Consider the following 22,197-nt stretch of genomic DNA (forward strand, 5'->3'; position numbering starts at 1 on the left):
GAGCCTTCCGTTCGCCGAGTTTTTCGGGCCTGTATTACCAGTGTACCCGATTTACATGCATTTGCATGTACCCGCCTCAACGTCGCCAGCGCCAGGTTATTCCCGGCCCTCCCAACTGGGTCGCAGCACAGGGCGTTCCCAGCGCCGGGAACGCCCTGTGCTGCTACCCAGACGGGCGCCAGCCGCGCGCCTGGAGTGCCAGCCGGACCTTGCGAACGGCCGCCCGCGCGTCGTTCTCCATGTGGGTCTTGCCGATCCGCACCAGGATCCAGTCTGCGGCGGAGAAATCCTCGTCACGGCTGATATCCCTCAGCACCTGCGCTGGATCGGAATGGCCTTCGCCGTCGTACTCCACCGCCACACGGAACTCCGGGTAGGCAAGGTCGGGCTGGCGCACGATACCGCCCAGCGCCACCGGCACGTTAACCTCGGCATCGGGACAGCCGCGCCGGACCAGCGCAAGGCGGAGGCGCGTCTCAGGGGCAGAATCCGCCCCGACACGGGCCTGTTCCAGAGCCAGGCGGGCCTTCCGAATCCCGGGCGTACCCTTGTGCCTGTCCAGCATGTCGGCGAGTTCGTCCCGGGTGGCATGGGCTGCGGACCTCCCCTCGAACTCCGGGCGGGGACGGCGCAGGAGGTGGTCCGCCACCACCGTCAGCTCGTCGACACTCATCCGCCGCGCAATGTCCAGCCACGTCCGGGCCCTGCTGGTCACGAACACCCCGCCGAGTTCCACGATTTCGTCCGGGAAAAACTGCCCGCGGTGGCCCACAACGCCCCGCCGCCGGGCTATGGCAACCGCGTCCGGACGGGAAATGTGGATGCCAGGGCGGTCGGCGCCGGGCAGGAAGCCCGGAAACTCCCATAACAGGAACGCAGTGGCGTGTGAGGCCGCCGAAAGTCCGGTGACGAGCGTGTGGGGCCGGGCCAGCTGCGCGAGCTGCTGCGTCGACGTCGGGCTGGTGCCCGCGCCGGACGGCATCCGTATGCCCCGGCTGGGAGTCACGAGACCGCCAATCTTCAGCCGGTCCCGGGCAACCCCCGCATCGATTGCTTCATTGACCGTGAAGGGCGCGGCCGACAGGTGCTTTGGCAACGGGCTCGGATATTTCATGGCCCCATCGTGCCAAAAACGGGAGCCGGGATTTGGGTTATCCACAGGCTCCTGACATTCACGGCAACTAGGTAGCAGCACAGGGCGCTCCCACGGCTGGGAACGCCCTGTGCTGCTACCTGGTTGGGTGGGCAGGAGCGGAAGTAGCGGAGGAGGGATGAAGGGCCGGAAGGTGGCGGGGCAGAGTCAGTCGGGGGAGCCGGGGGCGGCGCGGCGGCCGGTCAGCTTGGGCACCATGCCGGTGGTCCAGTCGGCCAGCTCGGCGTCGACGTCGTCATCCGCCGGGGAGAAGCCGGGCCGTTCCCTGAGTTGGCGCATGAGCTCCTTTTTCTCCTTCCGCCCCTCGACCAGCCGGTACAGCACGGGGACGAGCACCAGCGTGAGCGCCGTGGAGGAGACCAGACCGCCGATCACCACGATGGCCAGCGGCTGGGAGATGAACCCGCCGCCGCCCGTCATGCCGAGGGCCATCGGGGTCAGGGCAAAGACCGTGGCCAGCGCCGTCATCAGGATGGGGCGCAGCCGCTGCCGGGCACCGTGCGTGATGGCGTCTGCAACGCTCATCCCCGGCTTGCCTGCGTATGGCTTCCGGTACTGGTTGATCAGGTCGATCAGCACGATCGCGTTGGTCACCACAATGCCCACGAGCATCAGCATGCCGATCAGCGACGGCAGCCCAAGGGGCACCCGCGTGACCAGAAGCAGGGCTACCGCTCCGGTGGCGGCGAACGGCACCGAAATGAGGAGGATCAGCGGCTGCACCAGTGACTTGAACGTCGCGACCATGATCACGTAGACGATGGCGATGGCGGCCAGCAGCGCGAGGCCGAGCTGCCGGAACGATTCCGCCTGCTGGGTGGTGGCGCCGCCGATCTCCGCGGTCACCCCCGCCGGAAGGTCGACGGACTTGAGCCGCTGCTGCACCTCCGCGCTGACGGCGCCCAGGTTGGATCCCGACGGCGTGACCGATACCTGCGCGGTCCGCTGGCCGTTGCTGGAGGTGATCGAAACGGGGACGTCTACCTGTTCGACGGCGGCGATCCGGCTGAGCGGGACCGCACCGGCTGCGGTGGGGAGCGGGATGTTGCGGACGGCGGCGATGCTGGTGAAGCGTTGACCTTCGCCGATCTGGACGGGGAAATCGTCCGTGTCGATGCGCACGGTGCCCGCGGGCACTGGGCTGATGGTGGAGGCCAGGACGCCTGCCACCTGCTGTTCGGTCAGGCCCGCGGCAACAGCCTTGGCCCGGTCAACCCTGACCTGCACCACGGGCTGGCTGGCGGCAAAGTTGGTGGTCACCTCGCTGCTTCCGGGTACTCCGGCCATGGCTTTGACCATGGCGTCGCTGGCCTTCCGCAGGTCCGCGGAGGTGGCCGCCCTAAGGGTGATGTCCACGGTGGAGGACGTACCGAAGCCTCCCTGTTGGGAACCGACGGAGATCTTGCCGGCAGTCCCAGCCGCCGCGAGTTCGTTGCGGACGGTGTCCTGCAGCGTCCCCTGGTTCGCTTTGTCATCGGTGACAACCGTGAACGAGGAATTGGAGGCGCCCGAAGACGTTAGCGCGGTGAAGCCTGCCTGCGCATTGCCGGAGGTCACCTGCACGTCCTTGATCCCGTCGATGCCCAGGAGCACGTCCTCAACCTTCCGGGCCGCGGCGCTGGTGTCTTCGAGGCTCGTGCCGGCGGGCAGTTCCTGCTTGACCGTCATGCTGTTCTCCCCGGAGCTGCCCAACAGGTCCGTGGCGAGCAGCGGGGTCATTGCCGCAGTCCCTCCGAGGACCAGGACGGCGGCGATCAGCGTGACCACGGGGTGCTTTTGGGTCTTGTTCAGGACGGGCAGATAGCCGCGCTGTAGGAGGCTGCGCTGCTCGGCGTCGTTCGCCCGCGCCTGGACGTCCCGGGCGGACTGCGGGGCGTCGCCGGCATCTCCGTTGGCGGGGCTCTTCAGGAACCAGTACGCGAGGACGGGGACGATGGTCAGGGACACCAGGAGCGAGGAGAGCAGTGCGATGGTGACCGTGAGGGCGAACGGACGGAAGAGTTCGCCCGCGAGGTCGCCGACAAACGCGATGGGCAGGAAGACGGCGACCGTCGTGAGCGTGGAGGCGGTGATGGCGCCAGCCACTTCGCGGATTGAGGTGAGGATTGCGGTGACCTTTGGTTCGCCGTAGCTCAGGTGCCGCTTGATGTTCTCGATCACCACGATCGAGTCATCCACCACGCGGCCGATGGCGATGGTCAGTGCCCCCAGCGTGAGGATGTTCAGCGAGTACCCGGTGCCGGACAGGCCGATGAAGGTGATCAGCAGTGACAGCGGAATGGAGACGGCGGTGACCAGGGTGGAGCGGACGGACATGAGGAACATGAGGATGACGGCCACGGCGAAACCGAGGCCCAGCAGGCCCTCAGTGGTGAGGTCCTTGATGGACTTCTCGATGAAGGGTGCCTGGTCGAAGACGGGCGTGAACTTGGCCTTCGAGCCAAGCTCCGCCTCGAGCTGCGGCAACAGATCCTTCACCGCGTGCGAGATCGCCACGGTGTCGCCCTCGGGCTTCTTTGTGACGGAAATGGCCAGGGTTTCGAGGCCGTTCGTCCGGGTGATGGACGTCCGCGCGTCGTCCTTAATGCTGACGTCGGCCACCGAACCTACGGTGGTGCCGGCTTTGGCCCCGCTGAGCGGCAGGGCCCTGACCGCGGCCACCGAGTCGACCGGGCTGCCGATCTGCAGGGAGAGGCTTTGGCCTTTCTCCTCAATGGTGCCTGCCGGGACAAGATCGCCGTTATTGGCCAGGGCGTTCCGGACGGACTGGATGCTGGCGCCCCCGGCAGCCATCCTGCCCGCGTTCGGCTGGATCAGGATGTGCCGGCTGGCGCCGCCTGTCACGTCGGCGCCGCGGACGCCGTCGAGCTTTTGCAGCTTCGGAACCGTCAGCCGCTGAAGATCCGTATTCAGCTCGCTCAGCGGCTTGTCGGAGGAGACGGCGAGGAAGACGATCGGGAAGTCGCTGATGCTGCCGGCGATGACCTGCGGCTGGACGTCGTCCGGGAGCGTGCGCCTGGCGTTGGAGATTGCCCGGTCAATCTGGTTCCGGGCCCGGTCCAGGTTGGAGCCGTAGGTGAACACCAGGCTGATCTGCGAAACGCCGTTGCGCGAGGTGGACGACGTCGACTCCAGGCCTTCGACGCCGTTCAGCGCCGTTTCCAGCGGCCGGCCGACCTGCTTGTCCACCACCTCGGGCGACGCCCCTGGCATCGACGTGATCACCGTGATCCGCGGGAACTCAACCGAGGGAATGAGTTCCTGCTTCAGCGACGACATGGTGATCACGCCGAACACCGAGGCGAAAATGGTGATCAGCGCGATGAGCGCGCGGTTCCCGAGGGATAGATGGGCCAGCCGGAACATCGCATGATCTCCTGGGTTGACGGACTGTTTGCCTTCGGTGGTGCCTGCCGCAACCCGCGCCGGGTCAGCGCCGACGGGTCGGCGCTGGAGCGATCAACGCTGAACTGCGGGTGACACTTCCAGCTGGAGGCTCTTGGCAGTGGCCTTCTCAAGCTCCGCCGCCAGCTCCGGATTCTCGTTCAGCTTGACGCCGTAGCCGGGCATCATTTCCTTGAGCTTGGACTGCCAGCCCTTGAAGTTCTTGGGGAATGACTTCTGCAGGAGCTCGATCATGATGGGCACGGCCGTGGACGCACCCGGCGAAGCGCCGAGGAGCGCCCCGATGGAACCGTCGCGGGCGGCGATCACCTCGGTGCCGAACTGCAGCACACCGCCCTTCTTCGGATCCTTCTTGATGATCTGAACACGCTGGCCAGCCGTGATGAGTTCCCAGTCGCCGTCCTTGGCCTCCGGGTAGTACTCGCGCAGCGCCTCCACCTTGTCACCGTGCCGCTTGGCCACCTCTTTGACCAGGTAGGCGGTGAGGTCCATGTTGTCCTTGGCCACGGCGAGCATCGGGATGATGTTGCTGGGCCGGATGGACAGCGGGAGGTCGAGGTAGCTGCCGTTCTTCAGGAAGTTCGTGGAGAAGCCGGCGTACGGGCCGAACAGCAGGGAGCGCTTGCCGTTGACGTAGCGGGTGTCGAGGTGCGGCACGGACATCGGGGGAGCACCTACTGAAGCCTGGCCGTAGACCTTGGCGTTGTGCTGCGACGCAAGGGAGGGGTCGGTGCAGCGGAAGAACTGGCCGGATACGGGGAACCCGCCGAAGCCCTTGCTTTCCGGGATACCGGACGCCTGCAGCAGGTGCAGCGCTCCGCCGCCCGCGCCGACGAACACGAACTTGGCACGGATGCTGCCGCGCTCACCGGAAGCCGGGTGCTTGAGCGACAGGTCCCAGCCGCCGTCGGACGCCTTGCGGATGTCGGTGACGTCGTGGCCGTAGTTGATTTCGACGCCGTTGTTGCCCAGGTAGCCGGTCAGCTCCCGGGTCAGGGCACCGAAGTCGACGTCGGTGCCTTCGGCCGCGCGGGTGGCAGCAACGCGCTGCTTCTTGTCGCGGCCCTTAACGATCAGCGGTGCCCACTTGGCGATCTGCGCGAAGTCCTCGGAGTACTCCATGCTCCGGAACAGCGCGTGTTCCTTGAGCGCGTTGTACCGGGTTTTGAGGAAGCTGGAGTTGTCGTCGCCGATGACGAAACTCATGTGCGGCACTGTATTGATGAAACCCTTGGGGGAACCGATCAGGGAGTTGTCCACCAGGTGGGACCAGAACTGGCGGGACAGCTGGTACTGCTCGTTGATGTGCAGGGCCTTGGCAGGATTCACCGAGCCGTCTTTGGCTGCGGGGGAGTAATTAAGCTCACACAGGGCGGCGTGTCCGGTGCCGGCGTTGTTCCACGGTCCTGAGCTCTCGAGGCCCGCCTCGTCAAGGCGTTCGAACAGGGAGATGGTCCAGTTGGGTTCGAGCTGCTTGATGAACGCACCCAGCGTGGCGCTCATGATGCCGCCGCCAATGAGAACGACGTCGGCATTTTGGGTCTTGGAAATGAAGGTCACAATCAGTCTCCGATAGGCGGCTCTGGCTGTCACAGAATATCCCTGCACCGCCCACTAACTGAAATTGCGCCCCGGCGTCAAGGCCTCAGCACGACCTTGGTGAAAACTTCATTTAATACCGGCGAGGCGGGATAGCTGATTACCCGGTCGGAGAGGGCCAACGCCGAGATAGGGAAGGCGATGGGGACGGCGGGCAAGGACTCCGCGATTTGGGCGTTGATGGTCTGGTACTGCTCTGTGCGTTCCTGGCCGTCCGGGAGTCCGCGGGCGCGGTCGATCTTGGAGAACACCTGCGGGTCCTGGTACCCGAACTCGCCGTTCTTCTCGCCGAAGAGTGGCGCAAGGAAGTTGTCAGCGTCGGAGTAGGAACCGTTCCAGCCGAGCAGGTGCAGGGCATGGTCGCCCGGGTTCTGGACCTTCTGCAGGTAGCCGTCTGTCCAGTCGACAGGGACCGGCTTGATGTTCAGGCCGACTGCCGTGAGCTGGCGGCTGATTTCGGCGTAGACCTTCTCCGGTGTGGGCAGGTACGGCCGCGTCACATTCATGGGGTAGTAGAACTTCAGGGCCTGGCCCTTGTAGCCGGCCTCGGCCAGGAGTTCCTTCGCCTTGCCGGGATCATGGCCCAGCGCGGGTGCGTTGTTGTTGAACCCGCTCAGCTTGGGCGGAACGAACTGCGAGGCCTGGGCCGTGTTGTCGATAAAGAAACGCCGGATCAGCGTGTCCTTGTCGATGGCCAGCTCGATGGCCTGGCGGATTTTGAGGTCCTTCAGCACGGGTATTTCCTGGTTCATGCCGAGGTACATCACGGAAAACGGATCCCGCTGGATGATCTGCTTGCCGCGCTTGACCAACTGGTCGAAGTTCCCCACCGTTACCGCGTCATAGCCGTCGATCCTGCCGTCAAGCAGGGCCTGGAGCCGCGTCTCCGGGTGGTCGTAGGTGACGAACTTGAGGGTGGCAATCTGTCCCCTGGCGCCCCAGTACTCCTTGTTGGCCGCGAGCGTGACGCCCGTGCTGTCCCAGGCGGAGAAGTGGAAGGGGCCGGTGCCCACCGGATGGGTGGCGTACGAGGAAAGCGCCTGGCCGCCGCGTCGCAGGCTAAGGTTGTCGGCCTTCCCGGCGGCGAGTGCCTTGGGGGAGGAGATGGCAAACGCGGGAAGGGTCAGGGCCTGCAGGAAGCCGGTGAAGCGTTCCGTGAGGTTGATCCGCACCCGCATCGCTGACAGGGCGGTGCAGGACTTGAAAACGGAAAGCTCCGCCTGGTCGGCGTGTTCCTTGAAGACTCCCTTGAAGGTAGTACCCGGAGCCTGCTTCCGGAGCGCCGCGGAGAAGTTGAACCAGCGCTCGAAATTGGTGCGGACGGCGTCGGCATTGAAGGGGGAGCCGTCGTGGAACTTGATGCCGGGGCGGAGGGTGAAGGTGTAGGACATGCCGTCCGCTGATTCTGTCCACTCCGTTGCCAGCAGCGGCGTGGGCTCGCCCGTTGTCTGGTCGACGCCCACGAGCCCTTCCAGGATTTGCCGGGTGACGCGCTGCGATTCGACGTCGTTGGCCAGAGCGGGGTCCAGGCCCAGAGGCTGCGACGCGGTGCCGAACGTGAAGGTTGCGGCAGGGGCAGTTGCAGCCGTTGTGGTGCTCGCCGCGGCGGTCGAGGGCGTGGGCTCGGCTTCGCTGGTGCAGGAGGTGAGCGACAGGCCCAGGAATACGGCACCGGTCTTGAGGGCCATACGGCGCGGGATATTGCTGCTGGGCACTCGATTACCACCTCTGGACTGCTGGGGTGCGCTTGGGCGGCTGCTTGCCCGCCACTCAGTCTAATTGACGCACCCGGCCCCCTTGGCGTACGCGTGAGCCAGGACACGCCGGGCCGTGGACATACCAGCAAAGAGGCCGCGGCCGCACCGTCGGGTGCGGACCGCGGCCTCCGGCCCTGGACAAGTCCCGGAACAGGCTCAGCGCCTACTTGGGCATCAGCACCGAGTCCACGAGGTAAACGGTGGCGTTCGCCGTCTGGACGCCGCCGCAGATCACGTTGGCACCGTCCACCTTGAGGGCATCCTTGGTGCCGGTCACGGTTACCGATCCGCCCTGCACCGTCTTGTGCGTGCCCACGATCTTGTCCGGCGCGATCTGGCCCGGGACCACGTGGTAGGTGAGGATCTTGCTCAGGAGGGCGTCGTCCTTCTTGAGCGTCGCGATCGTTGCGGCGTCGACCTTGGCGAAGGCAGCGTCCACCGGCGCGAACACCGTGAACTGGCTGCCGTTCAGTGTGTCGACCAGATTGACCTTCGGGTTCAGCTTGCCGGAGACCGCGGCGGTGAGGGTCTTCAGCAGCGGGTTGTTCGAGGCGGCGACGGCCACGGGGTCCAGGGCCATTCCGGCGACGGAACCCTTGCCGCTGGGAACCTGCTTGGCGTAGTCGGCACAGCCGGGGCCGGCGAGGTTGGCCGCCGGATCCATGGCCGCCGCAGACGTCTCCGACGGTGTCGGCGCCATGCTGGAGGCAGACGGCTCGCCGGCGGCCGAGGAGCTGCTGGTGGTGCCGGCGGAGCCGCCACAAGCGGTGAGGCTCAGCAGAGCTGCTGCTGCGATGCCTGCGACGGTGAAGGTTGAGCGCTTGAAAGACTGCATTTTCGATTCTCCTTAGTTGTGCCGACGAATGGGACCGGAGAGGTGCGGCTTCCTCCGGTGATCCTTTCCGACTGTGGGTCACCGGCCTGTAGTTCCAGGCTGTTGGGCGGTGTCTCACTGGGTATTCGCCTGGTCGGCAGCAACGGATGGGTGAACCGGGAATAATTTTCTGGCGGCCGGTTGGGCGGGGCATTAAACGGAAGAATCCCGGGCCGCAGCCCGGGATTCTTCCATTTACTTTTGTGCGCAAGGGGGGACTTGAACCCCCACGCCCGAAGGCACAGGAACCTAAATCCTGCGTGTCTGCCAATTTCACCACTCGCGCCCGGCTCCGCCTGGTGCGCTTCGTGCCGCTGTGAGCAGCAGGAAAAACTTACGACGGCGGATGCCAGCCTCAATTGTACCGTCACGTCTGCGGTCCTTGTGGCAGGTGACGGCAAGTGGTCAGGCGTCCGTGAGCTGCAGGTCCTTGCGCAGCTTTGCGACGTGCCCGGTGGCCCGGACGTTGTACTGGGCCACGGCAACCTTGCCGTCCGGGTCCACCACCACGGTGGAACGGATGAGGCCCTCGTAGGTCCGGCCGTAGTTCTTCTTCTCGCCCCACGCGGCGTAGGCCTCGGCAACAGCGTGGTCCCCGTCCGACAGGAGGGGGAACGTGAGCCCCTCGGCGTCGGCGAAGCTAGCCAGCTTGCCCACCGGGTCAGGCGAGATGCCCAGCACTTCGTAGCCGGCAGCCTGAAGGGATGCCAGGCTGTCCCGGAAGTCGCAGGCCTGCTTGGTGCAGCCGGGCGTCGCGGCGGCCGGGTAGAAATAAACTATGGTGTTCCGGCCGCGGAAATCGCTGAGGCTGACGTCTGCTCCCGTTGCATCCTTCAGTGTGAAACCGGGGGCGGTATCGCCCGGCGTAAGTTTTTCAGCCAACGTTGTCTCCTTGTTTTCGTGCAAGACATTTCAGTTTAGTAAGGCTCTGTGCCGGGTACTAATCAGGCTTAGTTATACTTGGTGGTATGCCTGATATGGATCGCTGGCCCACAGGGCGCCTCTTGTCCACGGCGGCCCGCCTTGTGGAGCACTCCTGGAACGAGAAGCTGGGTGCCATTGGCCTGACCCATGCCGGCGTCATCGCCATCGAGGTGCTCTACAACAGCGGCCCCATGACGCAGGCGCAGCTGGCCCAGCTTGTCCGGGTTCAGGCCCAGACCATGGGCAAGACACTGAGCCGTCTCGAGTCGCACGGGCACATCGTGCGCCAGCGCAGCACCTCGGACCGGCGCAGCCACGTTGTCTCCCTGACTGAGCGCGGTACCGAAGCTGTCATGGCTGCAGCAGACATGGAACGGTCAGTCCTGGCCGCTGCATCCATCGACCCGGATGTGCTCCGCCAGGAACTTCAGGCCGTGGTCCGTGAGTTGGCCAAGCGATTCGCATCCCCGGAGACCAACGCCATCGTGGCCGGCGCCGACACCGGACTGGCCCTCGACGCCAATTCCTAGGCGACAGCCCTAGCCGCCCGCAGGGGGACCGGCTGTGGTCCTGCGCGCTACCAGGTGGGGGGTCCGGACAACATGCCCGGCAGGCTGCGTTCCTTCAATCCGGGCCACGGCGCGGTCAACGGCCGCCGCGGCAAGCAGCGGGGCGTCCTGGCTGATCGAGGACAGCTGCACATAACTGAGCCGTGCGAACTGGCTGTCGTCGTAGCCCAGCACTGACACATCTTGTGGTACCCGAAGCCCCTGCGCCCGGAGGCTCTCGAGGAGCCCGAGGGCGGATCTGTCGTTGAAGGCGATGACGGCAGTCGGCATGTCCGGGCCGAGGGAATTGCCGGCGGTCATGCCATCTTCCTCCATTGCGCCGCCGGCAATGATGGCCGGCGCCAGGCCGTGGCGTTCCATCTCCGCCCGGTAGGCGGACCGGCGCGGTTCGGCAGAGACCGCCGTGCCGCCGTCGACATGGACGATCCGCCGGTGCCCCAGGGACACGAGGTGCTCCACCGCCATCCGGATGCCCTCGTAATCGTCGCTGCTCACGGAATCGGTGAGATCGCCGACGTCGTTCCGGAGGAGGCTCACCACCGGCACCTGGCCGGCGTACCGCGCCAATTCGTCGCTGCTGAGCGTGGATGAGATGAGAATCAGCGCCTCGGACCCGAAATCCAGGAGGGACTCGATGGTCCGGGCCTCCGGCCTGCCGCTGGTGACGCCGCCCAATGCGAGTTCGTAGCCTTTGGCGCCGGCCTCGGCGTAGGCGGCGTCTACAATCTCGGCGTGGAACGCGTGGGCAGTGGAGAAGCTGAGGCCCAGGAGCTTGGTGCGGCTGCTGCGCAGCAAGCGGGCGCGGCTGTCGGGCCGGTAGCCCAGTTCGCGGGCGGAGTCGAGCACTTTCTGCCGGGTGGCTTCGGCCGCACCAGGGGCGCCGCGCATCACTATGGACACCAGGGCCCGTGATACGCCGGCCGCTTGGGCCACGTCCATCAGGGTGGGGCGCCGTTGTTGTTCAGTCATGTGCCTCCTTGCTGCCAGCAGTCTATAGAACGATCTAGACAGAAGGCCAAAAGTTATGCCACCATCAATCCACTAGAACGATCTAGAAGACCGAGAAGAGGATTGAACCATGACCTATATCCAGCAACCGGCCGGTGAGAACCAGCCCGTCCGCATCGGCCTGATTGGAGCCGGCTGGATCGGAGCCTTCCATGCCGAGTCGGTGGCGCACCGCATTCCCAACGCGCGGCTGGATGCCATCGCCGACCCCGCGCTTCCGGCCGCCGAGGCCCTTGCCGCCAAGCTCGGCGCTGCCAGAATCACCGCAGATCCGGCGGACGTCATCAATGACCCCGACATCGATGCGGTCCTGGTGGCGTCGCCGGCAAGGTTTCATTCCGGTCTTATCGCCGCTGCGGCTCGGGCGGGGAAGGACGTGTTCTGCGAAAAGCCCGGCGGCCGCACCGTCGAAGAGCTGGACGAGGCGCTGGCCGCAGCAGGCGCCGCCGGGGTTAACGTCCAGTTTGGATTTAACCGGCGGTTCGCGGCGGACTTCGCCGCCGCCAGGAAACTGATCGACGACGGCGCGGTGGGGACCCCGCAGCTGCTGCGCTCCCTCACGCGGGACCCCGGCACCGCGGCCGGAATAGCCTCCCCGGAACGGATCGCGCCCGGAACGATCTTCCTGGAAACGCTGATCCATGATTTCGATACCCTGAACTGGCTGAACCCGGGCGCGGTTCCGGTGAAGGTCCATGCGGCGGCTGACGCCCTTGTGGCGCCGAGGGCGAAAGCCGGAGGGCTGCTGGACACGGCGGTGGTCACGGTGACCTACAGCAACGGGGCCATTGCGGTGGCCGAGGCCAACTTCAACGCCCTGTATGGCTACGACGTGCGCGGGGAAGTCTTCGGATCGGCCGGCATGGTCACCGCCGGCGGCCCGCAGGCATCAAACGCCGTCAGCTACACGGCCGCGGGCATTGCCTCCAGCACCGTGCGGCTGAACATCGACCTCTTCCACGATGCCTACACCGCCGAGCTCGCCCGGTTTGTTGACGGCGCTGCGGCCCGCCGGGCAGGCCATGCGCCAGTTGGAACACCGGCTCCGGGCGGTACCGATGCCCGCAACGCACTCGCCGTGGCGCTGGCGGCGATCCGGTCGCACGAAACGGGCCTCCCGGTGGACGTCTCGGCCGTGGCACGGCTGCAGGCGGCGGAGCCCGGGCTGCAGCTCACGGGGCAGCAGCCCGCAGGACTCCAGCTCACGGGTCGGGGCGCATGAGCTTCCGGCTGGCAGCCTGTGCCGAAATGATTTATGGTGAGTTGCCCCTCGTCGAGCGGGTGCAGCGCATTCATGGGCAGGGGTTCGAAGTGGAACTCTGGGACACACGGAAGCGTGACATTGCAGCGCTGGCTGCGACGGGTGCACGATTCTCCTCCATGAGCGGCTACTTCGGTGGCAGCCTCATAGACCCCGAAAGTGCCGACCGGGTTGTCGAATCGGCGGAAAAGCTGATTCCGACCGCCCTCGAACTCGGCGTCGAACGCATGGTTGTCCACCCCGCGGAACTGGGCGACGGCGGAGTTGCCGTGCGGCCCATCCACCGCTCCACCGGCCAGATGTGGCTGACCGGCCTGCGCACCCTGGAGCGGCTGGGCCGGATCGGTGAACGGCATGGCGTTGTCTTCGCACTCGAAAACCTCAACACGGTCCTGGACCACCCCGGCATTCCGCTGGCGCGGGCCAAGGATACCCAGGCGCTGGTGTCCGCAGCCGGCCACCCGCACGTGAGGATGATGCTGGATCTCTACCACGCCCAAATTGGCGAAGGAAACCTGATTGAACTTGTCCGCGGCGCGCTGCCATGGATAGGGGAAATCCAGGTGGCAGACGTTCCGGGCCGGTTCGAGCCCGGCACGGGGGAGATCAACTACAGCGCGGTCGCCGGGGCGCTCGCCGACGCCGGCTACGCCGGCGTCATAGGCCTGGAGGCGGGAGCTTCGGGCGGAGCTGGACTCGACGCGGGTGACAATGCCCTGTCCGCATTCCGGCGTGCATTCACCGCCAACTAGCCCAAGTTAAAAACTCATATCGTCCTAATGTTAGGACAAAGATTGACAAGAGTGATCCGAGTCACGATGATCGGAGATATCAAGAATCCGGCTGGTGCGGTGTGGCACGGCCGGAACCCGGATCAAAGGAGATTTTCGGTGAAAAAATTTTCATGGCGAAGGGTGGCACTGGTTGCCGCCGTCGTGCCGATGATGGCTCTGAGCGCCTGTTCGTCCAGTGGCGGCAGGGCTCCGGAGAACGCGAATGCCGGAGCCGGCGGCCAGGCCGCATCGACGCCGCGCATCAAGATCGCCCTGATCACGCACGCCGCTCCCGGCGACACCTTCTGGGACATCGTGCGCAAGGGTGCCGAGGAAGCAGCGGCAAAGGACAACGTGGAGCTCCTGTACACGTCGGACCCCGAAGGTGGCCGGCAGGCGCAGCTGATCCAGCAGGCTGTGGACCAGAAGGTGGACGGCATTGCCGTCACCCTCGCCAAGCCGGATGCACTGAAGGACGCGCTGAAGAAGGCCACTGATGCCGGCATTCCCATTGTGAGCCTCAACGCGGGCGAATCCGTGTCGGCCCAGCTTGGCGCGTTCACGCACTTCGGATCGAATGAGAAACTCGCCGGCGAAGCCGTTGGCGACAAGCTCAACTCCCTCGGACTCAAGCACGCCATCTGTGTCATTCAGGAACAGGGCCACGTCGGCCTTGAAGCCCGCTGCGCAGGCGTGAAGTCGAAGGTCCCGGCGACGGAGATCCTGTATGTGACGGGCACCGACATGACCCAGGTGTCCTCCACCGTGACTGCCAAACTGCAGGCAACCCCGGATGCCGACGTCGTCATCGGCTTGGGTGCGCCCTACACGCTGACCATCCTCAAGGCGGTTACCGCGGCCGGCAGCAAAGCCAAGGTGGCCTCCTTCGACATGAACGCCGAACTCGCCCAGAAGATCGCCGACGGCTCAGTTGAATTCACCGTTGACCAGCAGCCGTGGCTTCAGGGCTACAGCTCGGTTGACGCACTCTGGCAGTTCAAGCGCGGCGGCTTCAAGATCGGCGGTGGCCAGCCCGTCCTGACCGGCCCCACCATCGTGGACAAGGCCGGCGCGGCAAACGCCCTCACTTTCGCCCAGCAGGGTATCCGCTAGCAGCCCGCCAGCCCGGTCCGGCGGAAACGCCGGGCCGGGCAGCAAGGAGCATTCCAATGACCATGACCCAGACCATTACCAAACCGGGGCTGACCGACGAGCGTGTCGGCAGGCGCAACCCGGTGCAGAAGCTGCTTGGCCGTCCGGAGGTAGGCGCCCTCGTGGGCGCGATCGTCCTTTTCATATTCTTTGCTGCGGTGTCCCAGACCTTTACCCAGCCGAACGCGTTCGCCACCGTACTCTACGGTTCCTCGACCATCGGCATAATGGCGGTGGGGGTATCGCTGCTGATGATTGGCGGCGAGTTCGACCTGTCCACCGGCGTCGCAGTCATCAGCTCGGCACTCACGGCATCGATGTTCAGCTGGTACTTCAGCATGAACGTCTGGATCGGCGTAATCCTGGCGCTTGCGGTGTCGCTGAGCATCGGTTTCATCAACGGCTGGATCCTCATGAAGACCAAGCTCCCCAGCTTCATCGTCACGCTCGCCACGTTCCTGATGTTGACCGGCCTGAACCTGGGCCTGACCCGCATGATCGGCGGAGGCGTTTCATCACCGTCCATCTCCACCATGGACGGGTATCAGTCCGCGCAGGCCATCTTCTCCTCGTCGGTGAACATCGGCGGCGTGGACGTGAAGAACACCGTCTTCATCTGGATCGCCCTGGTTGCCATCGCCTCCTGGGTGCTGCTCCGCACGAAGGTGGGCAACTGGATCTTCGCCGTCGGCGGAGACGCCAACGCCGCCCGTGCCGTGGGCGTTCCCGTCAAGGCGACCAAGATAGGCCTCTTCATGGCTGTGGGTTTCTGCGGCTGGATCCTGGGCATGCACAACCTGTTCGCCTTCGACGCCGTGCAGTCCGGCGAGGGCGTGGGCAACGAATTCCTGTACATCATCGCCGCGGTCATTGGCGGCTGCCTTCTCACCGGCGGCTACGGATCCGCGGTGGGCGGCGCGATCGGCGCCTTCATCTTCGGCATGGCCAACAAGGGCATCGTGTACGCGCAGTGGAACCCGGACTGGTTCAAGTTCTTCCTGGGCCTGATGCTGCTCCTGGCCACCATCGTGAACCTGATCGTCAAGCGCCGCGCAGACTCAAGTAAGGGCTGAACACCATGGACGCCAAACAAATAGACCAGCAGGAACTCCTCAGGAACGAGAAGGACCCACTGACCCACACCCCGGTGCACCTGCTCTCGCTGGAGAGCGTCGGCAAGCACTACGGCAACATCGTCGCCCTCACGGACGTCACCATGGCGGTGGACAACGGCCGGGTCACCTGTGTCCTCGGCGACAACGGCGCCGGCAAATCCACCCTGATCAAGATCATCGCCGGCCTGCACCAGCACGACGAAGGCGTCCTCCACATCATGGGCGAGAAGCGGAAATTTGATTCGCCCCGTGACGCCCTGGATGCCGGCATCGCCACCGTCTACCAGGACCTCGCCGTCGTTCCGCTGATGCCCATCTGGCGCAACTTCTTCCTCGGCTCTGAGCTGACCAGCGGCGTCGGACCGTTCAAGCGCATGGACGTCCAGGCCATGAAGGAGATCACCAAGAAGGAACTGGCGGACATGGGCATCGACCTGCGCGATGTTGAGCAGCCCATCGGCCAGCTTTCCGGCGGTGAACGCCAGTGTGTCGCGATCGCCCGCGCCGTGTACTTCGGCGCGAAGGTCTTGATCCTGGACGAACCCACGGCCGCGCTGGGTGTGAAGCAGTCCGGCGTCGTGCTGCGCTACATCCTGCAGGCCCGTGACCGCGGACTGGGCGTCATCTTCATTACCCACAACCCGCACCATGCCTTCCCCGTCGGGGACCGGTTCCTGCTGCTCAAGCGCGGCAGGTCGATTGGCTACTACGACAAGAAGGACATCACCCTCGACGAACTCACCGCCCAGATGGCAGGCGGCGCCGAACTGGCCGAACTGGCGCACGAACTCGAACAGCTCGGCGGCCACCCGGAAGCCCTTCAGGAAGTCCAGGCCGAGGTCGCCGGCGTGACTGACTCCCCTGCGGACACCGGCCGGGCACCGCAGTAGGGGAGCCGTGACAAGGAGCAGCATGAAAGAAGTAACTCTTGGACTCGTTGGAGTCGGCCGGATCGGCGCTATGCACGCACACAACATCACCGGACTGAATGAGGTGATGAATCCGCAGGGCACCTCGGTCCACCTCAAGCTGACCGACGTTGCCGCAGAGCACGCACGGTCCCTGGCCGGCGGAATCGGCGCCGAGTTCCTTCCGTCCGTCGAAGCCTTGCTTGGCTCCGGAATCGACGGACTGGTCATCGCCACCGGAACCGCGACCCATCCGGGTCTGATCAGGGCCGGCGTGGACGCCGGAATCCCGGTGTTTTGCGAAAAGCCCGTAGCCGTCAACGTCGAGGAATCACTGCCCGTCCTCGACCACATCGGGGCCGTGGGTGGCACTGTGCAGGTCGGCCACCAGCGCCGGTTCGATCCGGGTTACCTGGAGGCCAAGCGCGCCTTCAACGCCGGGGAGCTGGGATGGCTCCACACGGTCCGGGCGGTCACCTGCGACATGACGCCGCCTCCGGTGGAATTTCTTGCGACGTCGGGCGGGCTGTTCCGGGACTGTTCCGTCCACGACTTCGACATCCTCCGGTGGCTCACCGGCAAGGAAATCGTGGAGGTCTTCGCGAAGGGTTCCAACAACGGTGACCCCGCGATCGGCGCCGTGGGTGATGTCGACACTGCGCTGGCCGTGGTGACTTTCGACGACGGCAGCGTCGGAACGGTCTCGGCAACCCGCTACAACGGGGCCGGCCATGATGTCCGGCTGGAACTCCAGGGATCCGCAGGGTCCGTCATGGTGGGGATGGATGAGCAGATGGCGATGTCCTCCGCCGAACCGGACGTGAGTTTCCCGGCGGGGCCATCCCACAGGACCTTCGCCGAGCGGTTCGATACGGCCTATCGGGCCGAGATGGCGGCCTTTGTGGAACTGGTTCTGGGGCAGCGGCCTAACCCGTGCACACCGGAGGACGCCGTCGCGGCATCAATGGTGGCTGACGCCGCACAGGCATCGCTGCAGTCCGGGGCGCCGGTGCGGGTGGCGCTCCAGACGACGGCCTGACGCGGGAAGGGCCTGGCCCGGCGCCTGCGGGGACCCGCCCCGTGCCTGCCTGCCAAAGGTAAACCCAAGGGCCCTCCCGTAGTCTCCCTGCATCCAATAAGCGGGGAAGGCGGCTGCCCCAAAGCCAGGGAGGTAAATACGATGAAAACTTTGCTGCGCGGGGGCGGGCTGCTGGTGCGTCTTGGGGGTGCTGCTGACGACCGCCTTGTGCGGGTGTTGCGCCCGGCGGCGTTGCCCTCTTTGCGTATTCTGCTCGGTGTCCTGTTTTTGTGGTTCGGGGCGCTGAAAGTGTTAGGCGTATCCCCGGTTGCGGCGATGGTCGCTGGAACCCTTCCCTGGGCAGACCCCCACGCGGTGGTGACAGTGCTCGGTGGCGTCGAAGTGTTGTTGGGAGCAGCGCTAGTCACCGGGGTTGCCCTTCGCCTGGCGCTCCCGGTCCTCGTGGCGCACCTGTGCGGAACGTTCCTGACTTTCGTGATGCTGCCCGGGCTGATGTTTGCCCAGGGCGACCCGCTGCTCCTGACGGCGGATGGTGAGTTCGTCATGAAGAACCTTGTGCTCATTGGCGCCACGCTGGCATTGATAGCCCACGCACCGGCGAGGTCACGGAACCGGGCCCCGCGGATGCTGCTGAGAACACCTGCCCGGGCAGCCGTTCAGGAATAAGGCAAGCCGGCCAAGTGCCGGGCCTCTAGCCCACGATTTCGCGCACGAGCTTCGCTGTCTGCCGAAATGAGATGTTGGGCATGTACGCCTCAGTGACGGCGCGTCCGATGCGCGGCAGCCACAGCGGGTCCTGGTACATCATGTAGAGCGTCCGGTGCCTGGGCTGGAACCGCGCCTTGAACGCTGCCAGCGAACGGAAGCCGTAAACGGGCTCGAGGCCGCTGCCCAGCAGGTTCAGGAATCTGCCCAGCGCGTCCCCTTCTGCGGAATCTGCCGGGGCCGCTGCGGCAGACGGAACGGAATTGACCAGCGGCGAGCCGGAGAGCGAAATGACGTCCAGTGTCTCCTTGAAGTGAATGACGGACGAAGCGATCAGAAACTCCATGACGCCGGGAAAGGAGTCGCGGCCGCGCCGCATGAAGTCAAGGGTCCGGCTGACAACGCGTCCGCGCGCGAACACCGGCAACCAGCTGGTCACGCCATGCACCGTGCCCTCCGTGTCCACGGCCAGGCACAGCAGGACGTCGTCGTCCTTCAGTTCCTCCAGGCTGCCCAGGGTGAACCCCATCTCGGGCAGGGCCTTGTCTGCCACCCAGGCTTCGGAAATCTCGTGGACCTGCGCCCGCAGGCTGCCGGTCAGCTCGCCGTAGGTTGACCAGAGCGCAGCAATTCCCAGCTTCCGCGCCTTGTTGATTGCGGTGCGGACGTTCTGCCACTCCTTCCCCTTGAATTCGATTTCCCGGATGGGCAGCAGCGTTTCCTCGGCAACGGCGACCCGCCGGTATCCCAGCTTCCGCAGGTGTTCCCATTGGTCATCGGCGATGGAATACCAGCAGGCTGCCAGGGAATGGGCCGCACAAAAGCGGGTGAACCCTTCGGCCGCAGCCTCCGCGTCCCCGGGGTCGCCGAAGGGGCCGCCCACGGTGACGGCAACATTGAAGTGGACCTGGTAAGCGATCCCCGCCGTCCCGGCGTCGTTGAACCAATAGCGGTTATTGGGCCATAGCGCCATCCATGCCAACGAGCCGCCACCCACGTGGACGAGCTCTTTGGCCAGGGCGTGGTCGGTGTCCTGGCGAGTGTCCCTGAGCCTGCGGCTGAGGAAGAGCCCGAGGACGCTGACCATCGCAACCAGCCAGTACGCGGCGCCGCCGAAGCTGAAGAGCAGGGTGGAAAAGAAGCCGTGCGGATAGACCGACACGGAATAGCGGAAGGAAAACGGGTAGGGCAGGAACATCCTCGGGAGCGTGGTGAGCAGGGCCAGCAGCCCGGCACGGCGGTGATAATTGTCCTCCGCAAACCAGGCGATCACGTATCCGAGGACAAACACCGCGAACAGCGACGGGAGCAGGATCAGCGTCCGGTGCCGCAGCACGGGATCGGGGTCGACGATGAAATGCCGCCGGCTGACGAACAGCACCGCTGCGATGACGAACGGGACCAGCACAACCGGCAGCACCTCGACGATCGCCGAGTCCACGGACAGGATTCGGCCGCCGGTGCGCATGTAGGTCCCGAAAAGCGAGAAGAGCTGCAGATGCAGGGCGGAGAGAACGGCGATCACCAGGTGAACACCGATGGTCAGCCAGAGCGCCAGGCGGTTTCCCCGCCGGAGACCTTCAGCGCACACGAGAAGCATCAGGAACGGCACCAGCGACAGGGCGACGCCGCCGGGGCCGTTGAGGCCGGGACTGTGGATCACCTGCGCACAGCTGAGGTCGATTGCCGCCCGGCAATTGGCCTGGAGCTGGCCGATGGTAGGGATCGGATTGACGATGAGGTCCCGGAGCAGCGCCAGCGGACCCGAGGGGGCCTGTGCCAGGGCCGCGATGGCCGGGCCGGCCGCGAAGACAGCCACGGTCATGGACAGCAGGGCCCTGGTCTCCCTGCTGGACGAGCGGGCGAAATGGGCGGAGAGGCGGGAGGCCCGGGCGGTGTGGCGGTGCATCAACTGGCCCAGCACCAGCCCGCACAGCAGGCCGAGGAATGCGTCAAGTGTTTGTGGGTGCCCGACGTACAGGAGAAGCATCACCGTCACGGCGATTGCAACGGAACGCAGGCGCCGGCGCCACAGCGCACTGACAAGCGGACTCGCGGCCATTGCGGCCGCGAGAGCACCTGCATAAGGACCCATGACGCCCGCCCGCTTCATGCTGGACAGCCAGTCGCTGCCGAGCGCGGAACCCGCCTGGACTACGGCGAAGTACAGCGCCAGGGCACCAAGATGGCCGCCGAGGAAGGCCGCCGCCGCCCGCCAGATTCCCATCGTGGATTCGGCGAACCCCACCCCGGCCAGGATGACGGCGCTCGCCAGCAGATATGACACCGGATTCCCGGAGAAGAAAATGGAGAGGAACGGGGCGCGGAAGTCGCCCTGGCCGGCAGCGGACAGGCTGGGCACCACCGCCTGCCGGATTCCGGCCGGGGGACCGGCAGCAACGGCCTGCGATGCGATGGCAGCGGTCCACATCGTGATGGTGAGGCAAGACGCGAGGGGAATTGCAAGGAGCAGGCGCCCGGACGCCAGCAGCCTCAAGGCCCATCCGGGGAGGGTTTCGCTCACGGGGCCAGCCCCATGGGCGTGGCCATGAAGTTCAGTGCCTGCTGCATCGAGTCCAGGACCACTTTCCAGGAGTGCCCGGCATCCGGAATGATGGCCGTCCTGACGCGCATCCCGGCCCTTACGGCCGCCGCCGAGAGTACGACGGCGTTGTCCCGGAACTCGCTGTCGTCGCCGCCTGCCGCGAAAAAACCGTAGCTGTCCGGATAGTGCCGACGGGCAAGCAGGGTCAGCGGGACCTCCGCGGTGAACGCAGCAAGGTTTCCTGCAAATGCCATGTCTGCCGTCTCCTGCCGGGAGACCGCGAGGGCAGGCTCGCGCTCGCCGGAAAAACTCATGAAGTTCGGGTAGATCCCGGGATGCCGGGTGGTCATCTGGACGGCGCAGGTGCCGCCAAAGGAGAAGCCGCCCACCGCCCAGTGGCGCGGGTCGGAGTCGACGTCGAGGTTGTGCTTGATCCAGTCGGGAACGTCCACGCTCATATAGGTATCGGTTTTGGCGAGGGTGGTGTCCATGCACATGGTGTTCCCGTCCTCGGTCCCGTTCGGGTCGGGGATGACCACTACCGGCGCCAGTCCACGGTGCGCCTCGGCGAACTGGTTCATCATCTCGACCAGATTGCCGCTGACCGCCCACACCCCGGGCCAGCCCGGCTGGCTGCCGACAAGTACCAGGACCGGAAGCTTTGGCCGGTTCTTGACCAGATAGGCGGGCGGCAGATAGATGTGCGCGTGGCGGCCGTGAAAGCCCGAAACGGTGCCGGGGATCTCAGCGTGGCGCATGACGCCGGACGCGGCCAGGTTCAGTGGCTTGTGCCAGCGCTCGTATACGGGTGAGGTCTCGAAGGATAGGGCGTCGCCGTGCTTTTTCAGAGCTGATTCCAGGGGCAGCAGCGTGGACGAGGACTTCCCGAGCAGGGTCCCGACTGTCGGCATAAAACCAAAGTAGGCGTTGATCTGCAATCCGCACAGGCTCAGAACCATGAGGGCGGCAACCGGTGCAACCAGAGTGCGCAGGAGGCGTCCCCGGACCATGTTGCCGACGGCGGCCGCCGCGGCGAAGACACCCAGCGCGGTCCAGCCGACAACCTCCGGGGGAAGGTCCTCCGGCCAGACATAGAACACGTGGACCAGCAGCCATGCAAGTCCGAAGCAGGCTGCCCATGAGACACCCACGGTTATGCCCGCAAAAATCCACCACCGCCGTTGCCTGCGGAGCAGCAGGAATCCAAGCGCCAGGGTGCTGAGCACCCACACCGTGTTGGGGAACCATCCCTCCAGGAGACTGATCGAATACAGCCACGTCGACAACAGCATCCTCCTGTTTGCTCTGCTGGGCGGGAATCACCTTAGCCCCCTAATCTGAGCCTTTGCTGTGGGTCGTAGGTGGCGTCCAGAAAGTATTCAGGCAGCTGTAAGGATCGGGCCTTACCCT

At 65.5% G+C, this 22,197-nt stretch carries 17 protein-coding genes and 1 tRNA gene; 8 read left to right on the forward strand and 10 right to left on the reverse strand.

Annotated elements, in window-relative coordinates:
• Positions 1-163 precede the first annotated feature (163 nt).
• The 7 genes from AC1DFE_RS02215 to bcp all read right to left on the reverse strand — a co-directional run bounded on the left by AC1DFE_RS02215 (position 164) and on the right by bcp (position 9,670).
• The gene (locus tag AC1DFE_RS02215) at positions 164-1,114 is read right to left on the reverse strand and encodes an endonuclease domain-containing protein (RefSeq protein WP_476904279.1); all 951 of its coding nucleotides are present in this window, start codon (positions 1,112-1,114) and stop codon (positions 164-166) included.
• A 186-nt stretch (positions 1,115-1,300) separates the two neighbouring features.
• Positions 1,301-4,519 carry an efflux RND transporter permease subunit gene (locus tag AC1DFE_RS02220; protein ID WP_476904280.1) on the reverse strand — a complete coding sequence of 1,073 codons (3,219 nt, stop codon included), beginning with the start codon at positions 4,517-4,519 and terminating at the stop codon, positions 1,301-1,303.
• 93 nt (positions 4,520-4,612) lie between these two features.
• On the reverse strand, positions 4,613-6,118 hold the full coding sequence (locus tag AC1DFE_RS02225; RefSeq protein ID WP_476904380.1) for a malate:quinone oxidoreductase: 1,506 nt from the start codon (positions 6,116-6,118) through the stop codon (positions 4,613-4,615).
• Between the two features lie 77 nt (positions 6,119-6,195).
• Positions 6,196-7,845 (reverse strand): ABC transporter substrate-binding protein, encoded by a 1,650-nt coding sequence (locus tag AC1DFE_RS02230; protein WP_476904381.1) that lies wholly within the window; start codon positions 7,843-7,845, stop codon positions 6,196-6,198.
• Positions 7,846-8,077: 232 nt separating this feature from the next.
• Positions 8,078-8,749 carry a fasciclin domain-containing protein gene (locus tag AC1DFE_RS02235; RefSeq protein ID WP_476904281.1) on the reverse strand — a complete coding sequence of 224 codons (672 nt, stop codon included), beginning with the start codon at positions 8,747-8,749 and terminating at the stop codon, positions 8,078-8,080.
• A 243-nt stretch (positions 8,750-8,992) separates the two neighbouring features.
• Positions 8,993-9,074 (reverse strand) — tRNA-Leu (locus AC1DFE_RS02240).
• Between the two features lie 119 nt (positions 9,075-9,193).
• Complete coding sequence (bcp, locus tag AC1DFE_RS02245; protein WP_476904282.1) at positions 9,194-9,670, reverse strand: thioredoxin-dependent thiol peroxidase; 477 nt, start codon at positions 9,668-9,670, stop codon at positions 9,194-9,196.
• Positions 9,671-9,765: 95 nt separating this feature from the next.
• Between bcp and AC1DFE_RS02250 the strand changes: the two genes are divergently transcribed.
• Positions 9,766-10,242 carry a MarR family winged helix-turn-helix transcriptional regulator gene (locus AC1DFE_RS02250; protein WP_476904382.1) on the forward strand — a complete coding sequence of 159 codons (477 nt, stop codon included), beginning with the start codon at positions 9,766-9,768 and terminating at the stop codon, positions 10,240-10,242.
• Between the two features lie 9 nt (positions 10,243-10,251).
• On the opposite strand, the gene AC1DFE_RS02255 is transcribed toward AC1DFE_RS02250, so the two are convergent.
• Entirely contained in the window at positions 10,252-11,250 is a 999-nt protein-coding gene (locus AC1DFE_RS02255; RefSeq protein WP_476904283.1) for a LacI family DNA-binding transcriptional regulator, read from the reverse strand.
• 109 nt (positions 11,251-11,359) lie between these two features.
• Between AC1DFE_RS02255 and AC1DFE_RS02260 the strand changes: the two genes are divergently transcribed.
• The 7 genes from AC1DFE_RS02260 (at position 11,360) to AC1DFE_RS02290 (ending at position 18,203) form a co-directional block, all read left to right on the forward strand.
• A complete protein-coding gene (locus AC1DFE_RS02260; protein ID WP_476904284.1) occupies positions 11,360-12,511 on the forward strand; it encodes a Gfo/Idh/MocA family oxidoreductase in 1,152 nt (383 codons plus the stop codon).
• Positions 12,508-13,302, forward strand: coding sequence for a TIM barrel protein (locus AC1DFE_RS02265; protein ID WP_476904285.1), 795 nt, complete (start codon positions 12,508-12,510; stop codon positions 13,300-13,302). Before AC1DFE_RS02260 ends, AC1DFE_RS02265 begins: the two co-directional genes overlap by 4 nt.
• Before the next feature lie 138 nt (positions 13,303-13,440).
• The gene (locus tag AC1DFE_RS02270; RefSeq protein WP_476904286.1) at positions 13,441-14,436 is read left to right on the forward strand and encodes a sugar ABC transporter substrate-binding protein; all 996 of its coding nucleotides are present in this window, start codon (positions 13,441-13,443) and stop codon (positions 14,434-14,436) included.
• Positions 14,437-14,492: 56 nt separating this feature from the next.
• On the forward strand, positions 14,493-15,548 hold the full coding sequence (locus AC1DFE_RS02275; RefSeq protein ID WP_476904287.1) for an ABC transporter permease: 1,056 nt from the start codon (positions 14,493-14,495) through the stop codon (positions 15,546-15,548).
• A 5-nt stretch (positions 15,549-15,553) separates the two neighbouring features.
• Positions 15,554-16,480, forward strand: a complete 927-nt coding sequence (locus AC1DFE_RS02280) for an ATP-binding cassette domain-containing protein (RefSeq protein ID WP_476904288.1) — start codon at positions 15,554-15,556, stop codon at positions 16,478-16,480.
• A gap of 22 nt (positions 16,481-16,502) precedes the next feature.
• On the forward strand, positions 16,503-17,537 hold the full coding sequence (locus AC1DFE_RS02285) for a Gfo/Idh/MocA family protein (protein ID WP_476904289.1): 1,035 nt from the start codon (positions 16,503-16,505) through the stop codon (positions 17,535-17,537).
• A 141-nt stretch (positions 17,538-17,678) separates the two neighbouring features.
• Entirely contained in the window at positions 17,679-18,203 is a 525-nt protein-coding gene (locus tag AC1DFE_RS02290) for a DoxX family protein (RefSeq protein ID WP_476904290.1), read from the forward strand.
• A 25-nt stretch (positions 18,204-18,228) separates the two neighbouring features.
• Here the strand turns inward: AC1DFE_RS02290 and AC1DFE_RS02295 are convergent, their stop codons facing one another.
• Positions 18,229-20,766, reverse strand: a complete 2,538-nt coding sequence (locus AC1DFE_RS02295) for a bifunctional lysylphosphatidylglycerol flippase/synthetase MprF (RefSeq protein ID WP_476904291.1) — start codon at positions 20,764-20,766, stop codon at positions 18,229-18,231.
• Entirely contained in the window at positions 20,763-22,073 is a 1,311-nt protein-coding gene (locus AC1DFE_RS02300; RefSeq protein WP_476904292.1) for an alpha/beta hydrolase, read from the reverse strand. The genes AC1DFE_RS02295 and AC1DFE_RS02300 overlap by 4 nt, the downstream gene beginning before the upstream one ends.
• Positions 22,074-22,197 lie beyond the last annotated feature (124 nt).

The sequence above is a fragment of the Arthrobacter sp. 05T423 genome (assembly GCF_056396245.1).

What these genes read in the sequence shown, in the direction of transcription:
- AC1DFE_RS02215 (WP_476904279.1), bottom strand. Translation starts at nt 1,114, where the DNA reads ATGAAATATCCGAGCCCGTTGCCAAAGCACCTGTCGGCCGCGCCCTTC.
- AC1DFE_RS02220 (WP_476904280.1), bottom strand. Translation starts at nt 4,519, where the DNA reads ATGTTCCGGCTGGCCCATCTATCCCTCGGGAACCGCGCGCTCATCGCG.
- AC1DFE_RS02230 (WP_476904381.1), bottom strand. Translation starts at nt 7,845, where the DNA reads ATGGCCCTCAAGACCGGTGCCGTATTCCTGGGCCTGTCGCTCACCTCC.
- AC1DFE_RS02235 (WP_476904281.1), bottom strand. Translation starts at nt 8,749, where the DNA reads ATGCAGTCTTTCAAGCGCTCAACCTTCACCGTCGCAGGCATCGCAGCA.
- AC1DFE_RS02250 (WP_476904382.1), top strand. Translation starts at nt 9,766, where the DNA reads ATGGATCGCTGGCCCACAGGGCGCCTCTTGTCCACGGCGGCCCGCCTT.
- AC1DFE_RS02255 (WP_476904283.1), bottom strand. Translation starts at nt 11,250, where the DNA reads ATGACTGAACAACAACGGCGCCCCACCCTGATGGACGTGGCCCAAGCG.
- AC1DFE_RS02260 (WP_476904284.1), top strand. Translation starts at nt 11,360, where the DNA reads ATGACCTATATCCAGCAACCGGCCGGTGAGAACCAGCCCGTCCGCATC.
- AC1DFE_RS02265 (WP_476904285.1), top strand. Translation starts at nt 12,508, where the DNA reads ATGAGCTTCCGGCTGGCAGCCTGTGCCGAAATGATTTATGGTGAGTTG.
- AC1DFE_RS02275 (WP_476904287.1), top strand. Translation starts at nt 14,493, where the DNA reads ATGACCATGACCCAGACCATTACCAAACCGGGGCTGACCGACGAGCGT.
- AC1DFE_RS02280 (WP_476904288.1), top strand. Translation starts at nt 15,554, where the DNA reads ATGGACGCCAAACAAATAGACCAGCAGGAACTCCTCAGGAACGAGAAG.
- AC1DFE_RS02285 (WP_476904289.1), top strand. Translation starts at nt 16,503, where the DNA reads ATGAAAGAAGTAACTCTTGGACTCGTTGGAGTCGGCCGGATCGGCGCT.
- AC1DFE_RS02290 (WP_476904290.1), top strand. Translation starts at nt 17,679, where the DNA reads ATGAAAACTTTGCTGCGCGGGGGCGGGCTGCTGGTGCGTCTTGGGGGT.